The 13,010-nt window shown below is 45.0% G+C and carries 16 protein-coding genes and 2 tRNA genes; 16 read left to right on the top strand and 2 right to left on the bottom strand.

The genetic code is table 11. The annotated features are described in order from the left end of the window. The 11 genes from asp5 (at position 1) to rsmA (ending at position 7,993) form a co-directional block, all read left to right on the top strand. The gene (asp5, locus tag RIN70_RS09305) at positions 1-225 is read left to right on the top strand and encodes an accessory Sec system protein Asp5 (RefSeq protein WP_003003038.1); all 225 of its coding nucleotides are present in this window, start codon (positions 1-3) and stop codon (positions 223-225) included. Positions 226-770: 545 nt separating this feature from the next. Then, the gene (locus tag RIN70_RS09300) at positions 771-1,664 is read left to right on the top strand and encodes a TDT family transporter (RefSeq protein ID WP_155124586.1); all 894 of its coding nucleotides are present in this window, start codon (positions 771-773) and stop codon (positions 1,662-1,664) included. An 85-nt stretch (positions 1,665-1,749) separates the two neighbouring features. Next, entirely contained in the window at positions 1,750-2,427 is a 678-nt protein-coding gene (locus RIN70_RS09295) for a CPBP family intramembrane glutamic endopeptidase (protein ID WP_049486202.1), read from the top strand. Between the two features lie 78 nt (positions 2,428-2,505). After that, positions 2,506-2,847, top strand: a complete 342-nt coding sequence (gene rnpA, locus RIN70_RS09290; RefSeq protein WP_003002960.1) for a ribonuclease P protein component — start codon at positions 2,506-2,508, stop codon at positions 2,845-2,847. 1 nt (position 2,848) lies between these two features. Then, complete coding sequence (locus RIN70_RS09285; RefSeq protein WP_003015944.1) at positions 2,849-3,664, top strand: YidC/Oxa1 family membrane protein insertase; 816 nt, start codon at positions 2,849-2,851, stop codon at positions 3,662-3,664. A gap of 15 nt (positions 3,665-3,679) precedes the next feature. Further along, a complete protein-coding gene (gene jag, locus RIN70_RS09280; RefSeq protein ID WP_021153989.1) occupies positions 3,680-4,627 on the top strand; it encodes an RNA-binding cell elongation regulator Jag/EloR in 948 nt (315 codons plus the stop codon). Positions 4,628-4,701: 74 nt separating this feature from the next. Further along, positions 4,702-5,331, top strand: coding sequence for a ribonuclease P (locus tag RIN70_RS09275; RefSeq protein ID WP_070594472.1), 630 nt, complete (start codon positions 4,702-4,704; stop codon positions 5,329-5,331). Positions 5,332-5,478: 147 nt separating this feature from the next. Continuing rightward, entirely contained in the window at positions 5,479-5,613 is a 135-nt protein-coding gene (gene rpmH / locus RIN70_RS09270; protein WP_003003086.1) for a 50S ribosomal protein L34, read from the top strand. A gap of 125 nt (positions 5,614-5,738) precedes the next feature. Continuing rightward, positions 5,739-6,509, top strand: coding sequence for a TatD family hydrolase (locus tag RIN70_RS09265; RefSeq protein WP_070594473.1), 771 nt, complete (start codon positions 5,739-5,741; stop codon positions 6,507-6,509). Next, positions 6,481-7,065, top strand: coding sequence for a ribonuclease M5 (gene rnmV, locus RIN70_RS09260; RefSeq protein ID WP_173018761.1), 585 nt, complete (start codon positions 6,481-6,483; stop codon positions 7,063-7,065). Before RIN70_RS09265 ends, rnmV begins: the two co-directional genes overlap by 29 nt. Before the next feature lie 52 nt (positions 7,066-7,117). Continuing rightward, positions 7,118-7,993, top strand: a complete 876-nt coding sequence (gene rsmA, locus RIN70_RS09255) for a 16S rRNA (adenine(1518)-N(6)/adenine(1519)-N(6))-dimethyltransferase RsmA (protein WP_070594475.1) — start codon at positions 7,118-7,120, stop codon at positions 7,991-7,993. A gap of 107 nt (positions 7,994-8,100) precedes the next feature. Here rsmA and RIN70_RS09250 read toward each other — a convergent pair. Continuing rightward, positions 8,101-8,189, bottom strand: a tRNA-Ser gene (locus RIN70_RS09250). A gap of 4 nt (positions 8,190-8,193) precedes the next feature. Further along, a tRNA-Leu gene (locus tag RIN70_RS09245) sits at positions 8,194-8,276 on the bottom strand. A gap of 247 nt (positions 8,277-8,523) precedes the next feature. On the opposite strand from RIN70_RS09245, the gene rsgA reads away from it, so the two are divergent. Genes rsgA through RIN70_RS09220 form a run of 5 tightly spaced genes read left to right on the top strand, consistent with a single transcriptional unit; the run spans position 8,524 to position 12,884 of the window. After that, positions 8,524-9,402, top strand: coding sequence for a ribosome small subunit-dependent GTPase A (rsgA, locus tag RIN70_RS09240; RefSeq protein WP_031573894.1), 879 nt, complete (start codon positions 8,524-8,526; stop codon positions 9,400-9,402). 14 nt (positions 9,403-9,416) lie between these two features. Beyond that, on the top strand, positions 9,417-10,076 hold the full coding sequence (gene rpe / locus RIN70_RS09235) for a ribulose-phosphate 3-epimerase (protein ID WP_070594476.1): 660 nt from the start codon (positions 9,417-9,419) through the stop codon (positions 10,074-10,076). Then, positions 10,069-10,701 (top strand): thiamine diphosphokinase, encoded by a 633-nt coding sequence (locus tag RIN70_RS09230; protein ID WP_070594477.1) that lies wholly within the window; start codon positions 10,069-10,071, stop codon positions 10,699-10,701. The genes rpe and RIN70_RS09230 overlap by 8 nt, the downstream gene beginning before the upstream one ends. Before the next feature lies 1 nt (position 10,702). After that, a complete protein-coding gene (locus RIN70_RS09225) occupies positions 10,703-11,953 on the top strand; it encodes a DNA recombination protein RmuC (protein ID WP_003012406.1) in 1,251 nt (416 codons plus the stop codon). Further along, positions 11,940-12,884 carry a 3'-5' exoribonuclease YhaM family protein gene (locus tag RIN70_RS09220; RefSeq protein ID WP_049483640.1) on the top strand — a complete coding sequence of 315 codons (945 nt, stop codon included), beginning with the start codon at positions 11,940-11,942 and terminating at the stop codon, positions 12,882-12,884. Before RIN70_RS09225 ends, RIN70_RS09220 begins: the two co-directional genes overlap by 14 nt. The last annotated feature ends 126 nt before the right edge of the window (positions 12,885-13,010 follow it).

Raw genomic sequence — 13,010 nt, 5'->3', positions numbered from 1 at the left:
ATGGAAATGGTATTTGCAATCGGGATCTCGATCTTATCCCTCGCTCTTGTGGTTCTGATCACCCTGCAGCCTCGCCAACAACAATCGCTCTCAACAGATGCGACCAGTAACCTAGGAAAACCAAGTTACTGGCGCTCTCACCGTGGACTCAAGCTAGCGACCCTTGTTGTTAGTATCGTCTTTCTCGTATCCTTATTTCTTTATATGATGGTCGTACAGGCCTAGTTTCTAATAGAATGGATAAAAAGAAGTTGGTGTTCTCCAACTTCTTTTAGAATGTAATCCATCTGTTTCTTACATAATGCAACCTAAATGATACTTAAAAATTAAAGAGATATCAACTATTAGGCTTACTTAGACATCTATTGAAACTTTCCTTAGGTGAGTACGGACGTCAGCGAACTTCGAGGAAGTTCCATGACTTAGTTTTGGACCTAAGGTTCCAAAACTCCCGAGTGCTAGAAACAAGAATGTTTCTAGCACTTATCTCACGGCGGAAAGTTTCTAAGATGACTTTATCTACAATTTGAAGAGGCTAGGACAAAAGTCCTAGCCTCTCAATTATTTTTGGATTGTCGAGCAAGACGCAGTGGTTGAGTGGGCTCTACTACGCTGATTTCATCAGCTTTTACAGCCCTACTCAACTGTGCGGAGGTGGGACGACGAAATCGAATTCTAACGAATTACCGATTTCTGTCCAACTCTCTTTTTTATCCTGCTTCCTTCTCTTTTATGGTATACTGAAAGCGACAACATGATTGGAGCTCCCGATGAAAAAGATCCCCTTAGTATTTTCAGGCTGTCTGTTAGGACTGGTTGGCGCTGGCAACCTTCTTGCAGACTCGCTACCCTTCCTTGCCCACGCCTTTAGTCTGACAGGTTTGTTCTTCTGGTTTTTCTTTGTCGTTTATCATGCGATTCGCTGGCAAGAAACCAAGATAGAACTCCAACAACCAGCCCTTTTATCTGGGATGGCGACTTTTCCCATGGCAGGGATGATTCTATCCACCTATCTTTTGCGCCTCTTTCCCGCCTTTGGAGGTCTATCACAGTTGGTCTGGTGGTCTGCCTTTCTCTTGGATCTGGGCTTAATTCTCTATTTTACCAAGACCCATGTCCTAGCGCGACCAAGAGCCAATGCGACTCCCAGTTGGACCGTTCTCTATGTGGGCATTGCAGTAGCGGCCTTGACTTATCCCGTTGTGGGAATCAGGGAGATTGCTTATCTCGCTCTAGTGATTGGTTTTGGTTTGACCTTTCTTCTTTATCCCCTTATCTATCATGATTTGAAGCAGTCGCCCTTACCCATTCATCTGTTGGGCCAAGAAGGCATCTATTGCGCTCCATTTTCCCTTCTTTTAGCAGCTCTGGTTCGTGTGGGTGGAGCAAGCCTGCCTACCTGGTTCTTACTAATCATGGTGGTGGCCTCGCAAGGTTTTTATTTCTTTGTTTTGACGCGCCTACCGAGAATGATAAAAGAAGGTTTTCAACCTGCTTTTTCAGCCCTGACCTTTCCAACAGTTATCACAGCGACCTCTTTGAAAATGGCCCAATGCTTGTTGCAACTGCCTTTCTTGACAGTTCTTGTATGGATGGAAACTTTTCTTTGTCTCTTGATTCTAGTCGCTGTCTTAGGTGGTTATGTGGCCTATCTCAGAGAGTAGGAAGGCATCCTTTTTCATTGAAACCTTGTCACGATTATGGTAAGATGCACTATACGATTTGTCAGACTTTATAGGAAAGGTATCTATGAAATTCATCAAAGGAAAGCTCTCACTGCTTTATCCCCTCTTTCTGCTCTTGTTTTATTTTTATGTTCGGCCTCAATTTCGCCCCTTGGCCCAGTATGTCTCCAATAGTGTAGCAAGCGCCAATAGCTATTATTGGACCTTATTTGGCCTAGAAGGCCTCTATGCAGTCTTTACAGGATTTTTGGTCTATCGTTTTTCTAAAAAAGCGCAGTTTAAGCTGGGGAAAAACCCTCTTCAAGCTCTGATAGAAGCCGTTTTTGCGGCCTGTTTGGTTTACTGGTTGGACTACTTCATCAGTGGTTTTGTCCAAGGACGGGCAGCCGTTTTGAGTCTATTTCCTCGGGAAATTAGCCCCACAGGAGTGCTTATCCTAGTGATCGCAATGGTCGTCATCCGGCCGGTGACAGAAGAGCTGATCTTTCGTGGAGCCTTGGTAAATGCCTACTTCAAAGGTTGGAAACTCTATGCAGAGATTTGGCTTCCAGCCCTCATCTACAGTGGCTTACATTTTCTCCACAATCCCTTTTCGCTAGGAGCTTCTATCATCTATCTCCTGCCGAGTGTGATTTTTGGGATCCTGTATTATCGGAGTCAGACGCTCCTTGCTCCTATTTTGGCTCATATCTTGCTCAATCTCTACTACACCTTGCCTTTACTTTTATCTGTATTTAAGTAGCAACCGATTTCCTGAGTGAGATTGGTTTTTTTTGAAAATATGGTATAATAGAATAAATTTAAAAGAGGGAGTTGAGGTTTGAAAAAAAGCTACCGCGTCAAACGTGACAAAGATTTTAATGCTATTTTTAAAAGTGGTCAAAATGTTGCCAATCGGAAATTCGTTGTTTACCGCTTGCGCAAAGACCAACCGCATTTTCGAGTCGGCCTGTCTGTTAGTAAGAAACTGGGAAATGCTGTGACCAGAAATCGCATCAAACGTTTGATTCGCCATGTTTTGATCAAACACCAAGCCTTCCTTACGACCGATGATTTTGTTGTCATTGCTCGTAAAGGAGTGGAGGAGCTCGACTTTCATCAAGTAGAGAAAAATCTTGTACATGTCTTAAAATTAGCGCATGTCTACCAAGAAAGGGAATAATGTGAAAAAGAAACTGAAGTTAACTGGATTATTAGGAGCGGCCTTATTGGTCTTGACAGCTTGTGGAACCTCTCAAGTGACAGCTCAGTCGACAGGTGGTTGGGAACGCTTCGTCTACTTCTTTGCAGAAGCCATCCGCTTCTTGTCCTTTGGCGGAAGTATCGGTGTAGGGATTATCGTCTTTACCATTGTCATCCGGACGGTCCTCTTGCCTCTCTTCCAATATCAAATGAATTCAACCCGCAAAATGCAGGAAATTCAACCCCTCCTCAAGGAATTGCAAGCTAAGTATCCTGGGAAGGATCTTGATAGCCGGACCAAGCTTTCCGAAGAGATGCGGGCCCTATACAAGGAAAAAGGTGTCAAAACGTCTTCAGCCTTCCTTCCTCTCTTGATCCAGATGCCGGTCTTGATGGCCTTGTTCCAAGCGCTGAGCCGTGTCGAATTCCTTAAAGTCGGTCACTTCCTCTGGTTGGACCTTGGTGCGATCGACCCGACTTATATCTTGCCGGTTCTTGCAGCACTCTTCACATTTTTCAGCAGTTGGTTGACCAATAAAGCCATGCCAGAGCGCAATGGTAGTGCGACAACCATGATGTATGTGATGCCTGTGATGATCTTCTTCTTTGCCTTGTTCTCAGCCAGCGGGGTCGCACTATACTGGGTGACTTCCAATGCTTACCAAGTCGGGCAAACCTATCTCTTGAACAACCCCTTCAAGATTATCGCAGAGCGTGAAGCAAAAGAGCAAGCTTCACGAGACATGGAAAAACAAAAACGTCGTGCCCTAAACAAAGCACAGAAAAAGAAAAAATAAGAAAGAGGTGGACATATGGTCCTATATACTGGAGCAACTGTTGAAGAAGCGATTCAAAAAGGTCTGAACGATTTAGATATTCCCCGTATGAAGGCGCATATTACGGTTGTAGCGCGTGAAAAGAAAGGTTTTCTTGGCTTGTTTGGTAAAAAACCAGCTCAAGTTGAGATTGAGCCCATTGCAGAAACAACTGTTGTAAAAGCCAATCAAAAAGCTGTCAAAGGTGTCCCAGATGAGATCAATGCGCAAAATGAACCGGTTAAGACTGTGAGCGAAGCAACGGTCGATCTCGGACGTGTCGTTGCAGCGATCAAAAAGGTCGAAGAAGAAGGAGAAGTTGTCTCTGAAGAAATCAAGACCGAAATCCTGAAACATGACAAAGAAGCAGATACCGTTCTTGAAGAAAAAGGGCATGAACATATCCTTGAAAAAGTCAAAGAACCAGCGACAAAAGAATCAAGCGAATCTGATTTCTCAAACCTTGGTATCGAGGTAGAGGAAAACTACAACATCGAAGAAGTCGTAGATGATGTGACAGCCTATGTTCAAACAGTGGTCGATGAAATGGATGTGGATGCGACCATCTCAAGCAGTCACAACCGCCGTACGGTCAATATGCAAATTGATACCAATGAGCCAGGACGTGTCATTGGTTACCACGGAAAAGTCTTGAAGGCTCTTCAACTTTTGGCGCAAAATTACCTCTATAACCGCTACTCAAAGAATTTTTACATTACCATTAATGTGAATGACTATGTAGAACACCGGGCAGAAGTTCTTCAAAGCTATGCTCAGAAGTTGGCAACACGTGCCCTCGAAGATGGGCAAGCCCAACAGACAGATCCGATGTCAAACAGTGAACGCAAAATCATTCACCGGATCGTCTCTAAGATGGAAGGAGTCACTAGCTACTCTGAAGGGGAAGAACCAAACCGTTACGTGGTGGTAGACATCGAAGGATAATCTAGCTATTATTTCCCATAAGGGAGAGACGGGATTGAGCCGATCTCTCTTTTTTAGGTTTAGAAAGGAAGCAAATGGCATTTGCAGCGATTCGAGAGTTTTTAAAGCTTCAAGGAATCCACTACCAGGCCCCAGCAAAGGCTGGGGTGCTAGCCTCAGAGATGGAGCAGTATCGTGCCCTAGCTCAAGCAGCTCGTAAGGAATTCACCGATTTAGTCTCAGCCTTTCAGCAGCGCCACCCTTACTTAGAGCAGGATCGGACTAGCCAATGGATGAACCAGGCCCAGGTCTTACGGCCTCATTTTTGGGCCTATCTAAAAGGAGAAGGGACGATGGCAGAGCCTATGTTTGCCTTGAGGCTCTATGGAGATGCAGTTGATTTTGGAGTTTCCTTAGAGGTGAGTTTTATCGAGCGAAAAAAAGATGAGCAGAGCCTTCAAAAGCAACACAAGGTTCTCACCCTTCCAATCTCTCAGCCAGTTTATTATTTCGCCCAGAAAAATGGAGAGAGTCAAAGGGTAGAAGGAACAGAAAAGAATCGCCATGATCTGTTACAAGCAGTAGCAGAAGGGGCGGTTCGTAAGGTCCTCGTCAAATACGATGTTTCTCTAGTTGAGGAGAGGTCCCTAGAGAATATCCTGGATCAGTTGCAAGAGGCGCTGGTGGCTCTGGAACCCTATTACTTGGCAACCCGTCAGGTGTAGAAAGGTGTTCTCCGACCTGTATTTGCAACAATTTTGCCATAGCTATTGACAAATAGAGTCGAATCCGATAGAATAGTAAAGTATGTTTAGTAACTGATCACAACTAGCCGGCTAAACGAATACAAAATCTATGAGGAGGTATTCATCGTGAAACGTACTTATCAACCAAGTAAACTTCGTCGTGCGCGCAAACATGGTTTCCGTCACCGTATGGCAACTAAAAATGGTCGTCGCGTATTGGCAGCTCGTCGTCGTAAAGGACGCAAAGTTTTGGCTGCCTAATTCAGATAAAAACCTAAAAACCAGTAGAAACTCGAGACTACTGGTTTTTGTTTTGTCCGAAAGTGAATTTAGAGGCGCTTTCTGCTATAATAGAAAGAAGAAAAACTCGGAAGAAAAGGAAGATCATGCAGATTTTTGATACCCACACCCATCTCAATGTGGAAGAATTCGCAGGAAAAGAACAAGAAGAGCTCGACTTGGCCAAGGAAATGGGTGTTGTAGCCCACAATATCGTTGGTTTTGACAAACCGACGATTGAGCGAGGAATAGCCTTGGCAGACCAGCACCCAGAACTCTATCTCACGCTTGGTTGGCACCCCACTGAGGCAGGCGATTATAGTCCTGAAGTGGAGGCCTATTTACTTGAACAGCTAAAACATCCCAAAGTCGTCGCACTCGGAGAAATCGGTCTCGATTACCACTGGATGACAGCGCCAAAAGATGTTCAAGAAAAGGTTTTTCGTCGTCAGATTCAATTGTCTAAGGACTTGGACCTCCCCTTTGTGGTGCATACACGCGATGCTTTAGAAGATACTTATGCCATCATCAAGAGTGAAGGAGTTGGTTCTCGCGGTGGGATCATGCATTCTTTCTCAGGAAGTTTAGAAGAAGCGAAACGCTTCATGGATTTGGGAATGATGATTTCCTTTTCTGGAGTGGTGACCTTTAAGAAAGCCACAGATGTCCAAGAAGCGGCAGCTGGCCTTCCGTTAGACAAGATCTTGGTTGAAACAGATGCTCCTTATCTAGCACCAGTTCCCAAACGTGGTCGGGAAAATAAAACAGCCTACACTCGTTATGTGGTAGATTTTATTGCAGAACTACGTGGCTTAACAACAAAAGAAGTGGCTCAGGCAACCTATGACAATGCAAGAAAGGTATTTGGCCTTGACTGAGAAAAGAAAAATACCAGAAGTGATTGTCGTGGAGGGCAAGGACGACACAGCCAATCTCCGTCGTTTTTATGAGGTGGATACCTATGAAACACGAGGCTCTGCGATCGATCAGGATGACTTGGAACGAATTGCTACCTTGCAAGAGTTGCGTGGAGTCATTGTCTTTACCGATCCAGACTATAATGGTGAGCGAATTCGCAAGATCATTATGCAAGAGGTGCCCCAGGCCAAACATGCCTTTTTAAATCGTGGTGAAGCAGTCCCCAAATCCAAGACCAAGGGGCGTTCTCTTGGAGTAGAACATGCCAGCTTTGAAGACTTAGAAAAAGCCCTAGCTGGACTGGTCGGGTCTTACGAAGATGAAAATTTCTTTGATATCACAAAGACTGACTTGATGCGGCTTGGCCTGTTGATGGGAAGCGATAGTCGCAAACGGCGGGAATATCTAGGCGAAGCCTTGCGCATCGGCTACTGCAATGGCAAGCAATTGATCAAACGCTTGGAATTGTTTGGAATTTGTTTGGCTGAAGTTGAAGAGGCGATGGCTAGTTATTAAGACGGAAGTAGAGGGGATCCTTTACCCTTAAACTGATTAGAAAAGAGAAAAAATGAGAATTGCAGATTATAGCGTGACCAAGGCAGTGCTGGAGCGTCACGGCTTTACCTTTAAAAAATCCTTCGGTCAGAACTTCTTGACCGATACCAACATCCTTCAAAAAATTGTGGATACGGCAGAGATTGATAAGCAGGTCAATGTCATCGAAATCGGTCCTGGAATTGGAGCCCTCACTGAGTTCTTGGCGGAAAATGCGGCAGAGGTCATGGCCTTTGAGATTGATGACCGCTTGGTTCCCATTTTGGCGGATACCTTGCGTGATTTTGATAATGTCACGGTTGTCAACCAAGACATCCTCAAGGTAGACCTCAACCAGTACATCGCAGAGTTTAAAAACCCAGACCTTCCGATTAAGGTAGTGGCTAACCTTCCTTACTACATTACGACTCCCATCCTCATGCACTTGATCGAATCCAAGATTCCTTTCCAAGAATTTGTGGTCATGATGCAAAAAGAGGTGGCAGACCGCATCTCAGCTGAGCCCAACACCAAAGCTTATGGTTCGTTATCCATTGCTGTCCAATACTATATGACTGCTAAGGTAGCCTTTATTGTACCTCGCACCGTCTTTGTGCCAGCACCAAACGTCGACTCTGCCATTTTGAAGATGGTCCGTCGCGAAGAACCAGCAGTAGCCGTCAAGGATGAAGATTTCTTCTTCTCTGTCAGCAAGGCTAGCTTTGTCCACCGCCGCAAAACACTTTGGAACAACTTGACTAGTCGCTTCGGCAAGACCGAAGAAATCAAAGCCAAGCTGGAAGCAGGAATCCAAACTGCAGGCCTGCAACCTTCTGTACGAGGAGAAGCTCTTAGCCTAGAAGACTTCGCTCGCCTAGCAGATGGCCTTCTAGAAGCAGGAATAAAATAACAGAAAAGACATGAGCTTCGTAGCTCATGTCTTGTTTGTTCATGAGCTTCATAGCTCATGTCTTGTTTGTTCATGAGCTTCATAGCTCATGTCTTGTTTGTTGAAGAAGGAAAGGACGGGATTTGAACCCGCGCGTGAATAAAATCCACTTGCCGGATTTCGAGTCCGGTGCCGTACCGAGCTGGGCCACCTTTCCAAGATGCGGAGAAAGGGATTTGAACCCTCACGCCCGAAGGGGCACATGCGCCTGAAGCATGCGTGTCTGCCGTTCCACCACCTCCGCATAGTTCTATTATACACTTTTTAGGAAAAATGCCAAGGAAAAAAAGGAAGGTGCCCTTTCCCGAATTCTGCTAAAAGACAAGTCATAACAGATACTCCGTCTTCTGTTTCTATCCATTTAAAAAACGAACCTATTCGTTTCTAAAAGCGTCCGGAGAGGTTCACTTTTCGTTTTTTCTTATCAAGCAATCCAGCCTTATTTCTCATTTTTTGGTATAATAGGAGTATTAATCTCAAAGGAGTGCGATTTGCAAGGAACAATCGTCAAGGCCTTGGCTGGCTTTTACTACGTGGAGTCAGACGGTCACATTTACCAGACACGGGCTCGTGGAAATTTTAGAAAAAAAGGACAGACTCCTTATGTGGGGGATCAGGTGGAGTTCTCTGCTGAAGAGAATTCAGAAGGCTACATTTTGAGCATTGCCCCTCGTAAAAATAGCCTCGTACGCCCTCCTATTGTCAATATTGATCAGGCAGTAGTGATTATGTCAGCTAAGGAGCCAGATTTCAACGCCAATCTTTTAGACCGTTTTCTGGTTCTTTTGGAGCATAAGGGGATTCATCCCATTGTCTATATTTCAAAACTGGACTTGTTAGAAGATATGGAAGACATCCACTACTACCAAGGAATCTATCAGGCAATTGGCTATGATTTTGTCTTGTCAATTGAGGAACTCTTGCCCCTTTTGACCAATCAAACCACGGTCTTTATGGGACAGACCGGTGTAGGAAAATCGACCTTGCTCAATAAAATCGCTCCGGATTTGGAGCTTGAAACGGGTGAGATTTCAGATAGTCTGGGGCGCGGTCGACACACGACCCGAGCTGTCAGCTTTTACCATTTAAATGGAGGAAAGATCGCAGATACGCCGGGCTTCTCCTCCCTCGATTATGAAGTGACGACCAGTGAAGACTTAAATCAAGCCTTCCCGGAGATCGCCGATGTGAGCCACTCTTGTAAATTTCGTACCTGTACCCACACGCATGAGCCAGCTTGTGCGGTGAAACCAGCCGTTGAAAGAGAGGAAATTGCACCTTTCCGTTATGAGGATTACTTGCAATTTCTAAGTGAGATTGAAAACCGTCGCGAAACCTATAAAAAAGTTTCGAAAAAAATGCCAAAATAGGAGACACTACAACGATGAAAACAATGAAAATTGCACCCTCAATTTTGAGTGCCGATTATGCCAATTTTGAAAGTGAATTGAAACGCTTAGAAGCAGCTGGAGCTGACTATGCCCATATCGATGTCATGGATGGCCATTTTGTACCAAATATCAGCTTTGGAGCTGGTGTCGTAGAGAGCATGCGTCCACATAGCAAGTTGGTCTTTGATTGCCACTTGATGGTCACCAATCCTGAACACCATATCGAAGAATTTGCCCGTGCAGGTGCTGATATCATCAGCATCCACGTAGAAGCTACTCCCCATATTCACGGAGCTCTTCAAAAAATTCGTCAAGCAGGTGTGAAGGCTAGTGTCGTGATCAACCCAGGGACTCCTGTAGACAGTATCAAACATGTCTTGAACTTGGTGGACCAAGTCTTGGTCATGACCGTTAATCCAGGATTCGGTGGTCAAGCCTTCTTGCCTGAAACCATGGACAAGGTGCGCGAATTAGCCGCTCTTCGTGAAGAAAAAGGCTTAGACTTTGATATCGAAGTGGATGGCGGAATTGATGCTCAAAGTATTTCCCAAGCAAAAGAAGCAGGGGCCAATGTCTTTGTAGCAGGCTCTTATGTCTTTAATGGAGATGTTAATGAGCGCGTTCAAACGCTCCGAGATGCTGTAAATGGGTAACATCGCAATACTGGCAGGAGGTGACAGCACGCTCTTGCCGAGAGATCATGACGTTTATGTAGGCGTTGATGGTGGCTGTTTGAAGCTACTGGAACAAGGTTTGCCTTTAGATATAGCTGTGGGGGATTTCGATTCCGTCTCTGAGACCGATTTGCGCCAGATCCGAACCCAAGCCAAGCAGGTTGTTCAATCCGTCCCTGAAAAGAACGATACGGATTTGGAATTGGCTTTGAAAGTGGCTTTTAAGGCCTATCCAGCTGCTGCTGTCACAGTTTATGGTGCCTTTGGCGGTCGTTTGGATCACTTCTTGTCCAATATCTTTTTGCCGACCGATCCAGACCTAGCTCCCTACATGGAGCAAATCCAATTAGTCGACGGTCAAAATCGCTTGATCTACAGATCAGCCGGCTGCCATGAGATTCAGCCAGATCCAGCCATGTCCTATGTTGGTTTTATGCCTGTCGGACAAGGTCGCTTAGAGATCACAGGAGCCAAGTATCCGCTCCATCAGGAGAATTATTTTTTGAAGGCCATGTATGGCTCCAATGAATTTTTGGATCAACCGATTCAAGTGAGTCTTGACCGTGGCTATCTTGTCATTGTTTATAGTAAAGACAGAGGTTAATATGAATATCATTCTGCTTCTGATTGGCCTGCTCAATCTGGGCCTCCTCATCTATCTCTTGCAACGGTCAGATGATACAAGACCGGCTTTACGAGAGATGCTGGAAGACCATGAGGATCATTTGACAGACCAGTTGGATTATCGTTTTGAAAAAGAAAGACAAGCCAGCCAGATTGCCAATCAGCAGTTAGAGATCGCCCTGACAGATCGCTTAACCGAGATGAGAGTGGAGATCCACCAGCAGACGACGGCTCTGCGCGCTGAGATGAATGAGCATTTTACTAAAAATCGGGACAAAACAGATGAGCGCATGCGCCAGATCCAAGAGTCCAATGAAGTGCGGCTAGAACAGATGCGCCAAACGGTAGAAGAAAAATTGGAGAAAACCTTGCAGCACCGCTTGCAGACCTCCTTTGAGACGGTTTCAAAACAATTGGAGTCGGTCAACAAAGGGTTGGGAGAAATGCAGACAGTGGCGCGGGATGTCGGAACTCTTAATAAAGTTCTCTCCAATACTAAGACGCGTGGGATTATGGGCGAATTGCAGCTGGGTCAAATCATTGAAGATATCTTGACCCCAGCCCAGTATGAGCGGGAGTTTGTCACCGTTCCCCAATCTAGTGAGCGCGTGGAGTATGCTATTAAGCTTCCAGGACAAGGAGAGGAGCCAGTCTATCTGCCGATTGACTCTAAATTCCCACTGGAAGACTACTATCGTCTGGAAGAAGCTTATGAATCAGGAGAGAAAGAGGAGATCGAGCGTTACCGCAAGGCCCTTCTTGCTAGTATCAAGCGTTTTGCTAAGGATATCCAACAAAAATACCTCTTTCCACCAGCGACAACGAATTTCGGAATTCTCTTTTTGCCAACCGAAGGCCTCTATTCCGAAGTGGTTCGCAATCCAGAATTCTTCGATCGCTTGCGTCGGGACGAACAAATTTTAGTGGCTGGGCCAAGTACCTTATCAGCCCTCTTGAACTCCTTGTCTGTTGGCTTTAAAACGCTCAACATCCAAAAGAGTGCAGATGACATTAGCAAGGTGTTGGGATCGGTCAAATCAGAATTCCATAAGTTTGGAGGGATTCTGGCCAAGACTCAGCGCCATTTAAAGAATGCTTCCAATAATATTGATGATTTGCTAACCAGACGGACCAGTGCCATTGAGCGGACACTCCGCCAAATCGAAAGCGATGAGGACCTGCTGGGACTAGATGTATATATAGAAGATGGAGAAGATGATGGTCAAAATTAACCAAATGAAAAAAGATGAATTGTTCGAAGGATTCTATTTGATCAAGTCAGCAGAAGTGCGTCAAACGCGGGCCGGGAAAAACTACCTCGCCTTTGTCTTCCAGGATGAGACCGGTACAATCGAAGGTAAACTATGGGATGCCCAACCTCACAATGTAGAGAGTTTTATGGCTGGGCGCGTGGTCCATATGTCTGGACGTCGAGAAGTTTACAATAATACTCCGCAAGTCAACCAATTAAACATGCGCTTGCCCCAAGCAGGAGAGCCCAACAATCCAGCAGACTTTAAGGAAAAACCACCAGTAGATCCCAAGGAATTGCATGAATACCTGTCAAACATGATTTTCAAAATTGAAAATCCAGTCTGGCAACGGATTGTCCGGGCCCTCTATGGGAAATATGAGAAAGAGTTTTATAGTTATCCAGCTGCTAAGACCAACCACCATGCCTTTGAAGCAGGTCTTGCTTATCATACGGCAACCATGGTCCGCTTGGCAGATAGTATCGGCGATATCTATCCTCAGTTGAATAAGAGCTTGCTCTTTGCAGGGATTATGTTACACGATTTGGCCAAAGTGATCGAGTTGACGGGGCCTGAAAATACAGAATACACTGTTCGGGGCAACCTCATCGGCCACATTGCACTGATCGATGAAGAAATCACCAAGGTCTTGCAAGAGTTGAAGATTGATGACCAAAAAGAAGAAGTCATCGTCCTTCGCCATGTGATCTTGAGTCACCATGGCTTGCTCGAATACGGTAGTCCTGTTCGTCCAAAGATCATGGAAGCAGAGATTATTCATATGATCGATAATTTGGATGCGGAAATGATGATGATGACAACAGCACTTGGCTTAATTGGTCCTGGCGAAATGACCAATAAAATCTTTGCTATGGAAAATCGTTCCTTCTATAAACCGAATCTCGACTAGTAAAAACAGGGATAAATACGGGAATGATTCTGCCAAAAATAAAATAATCAGGAAAAAACGGCCTTCTGTAAATCAGAATGTTCGTTTTTTTCGCTTCTTATGGTATAATGATAGAAAAAACTACAT

The sequence above is a fragment of the Streptococcus parasanguinis genome, from assembly GCF_032163505.1.
Classification (GTDB): domain Bacteria; phylum Bacillota; class Bacilli; order Lactobacillales; family Streptococcaceae; genus Streptococcus; species Streptococcus parasanguinis_V.
The sequence above is the reverse complement of the archived record's forward strand: the minus strand, read 5'-3'. Positions and strand labels throughout refer to the sequence as shown.

Bases quoted from the DNA above. Each gene is read 5' to 3' on its own strand.
- asp5 (WP_003003038.1), top strand. From the start codon at position 1: ATGGAAATGGTATTTGCAATCGGGATCTCGATCTTATCCCTCGCTCTT.
- RIN70_RS09300 (WP_155124586.1), top strand. From the start codon at position 771: ATGAAAAAGATCCCCTTAGTATTTTCAGGCTGTCTGTTAGGACTGGTT.
- RIN70_RS09295 (WP_049486202.1), top strand. From the start codon at position 1,750: ATGAAATTCATCAAAGGAAAGCTCTCACTGCTTTATCCCCTCTTTCTG.
- jag (WP_021153989.1), top strand. From the start codon at position 3,680: ATGGTCCTATATACTGGAGCAACTGTTGAAGAAGCGATTCAAAAAGGT.
- RIN70_RS09275 (WP_070594472.1), top strand. From the start codon at position 4,702: ATGGCATTTGCAGCGATTCGAGAGTTTTTAAAGCTTCAAGGAATCCAC.
- RIN70_RS09265 (WP_070594473.1), top strand. From the start codon at position 5,739: ATGCAGATTTTTGATACCCACACCCATCTCAATGTGGAAGAATTCGCA.
- rnmV (WP_173018761.1), top strand. From the start codon at position 6,481: ATGCAAGAAAGGTATTTGGCCTTGACTGAGAAAAGAAAAATACCAGAA.
- rsmA (WP_070594475.1), top strand. From the start codon at position 7,118: ATGAGAATTGCAGATTATAGCGTGACCAAGGCAGTGCTGGAGCGTCAC.
- rpe (WP_070594476.1), top strand. From the start codon at position 9,417: ATGAAAACAATGAAAATTGCACCCTCAATTTTGAGTGCCGATTATGCC.
- RIN70_RS09230 (WP_070594477.1), top strand. From the start codon at position 10,069: ATGGGTAACATCGCAATACTGGCAGGAGGTGACAGCACGCTCTTGCCG.
- RIN70_RS09225 (WP_003012406.1), top strand. From the start codon at position 10,703: ATGAATATCATTCTGCTTCTGATTGGCCTGCTCAATCTGGGCCTCCTC.
- RIN70_RS09220 (WP_049483640.1), top strand. From the start codon at position 11,940: ATGGTCAAAATTAACCAAATGAAAAAAGATGAATTGTTCGAAGGATTC.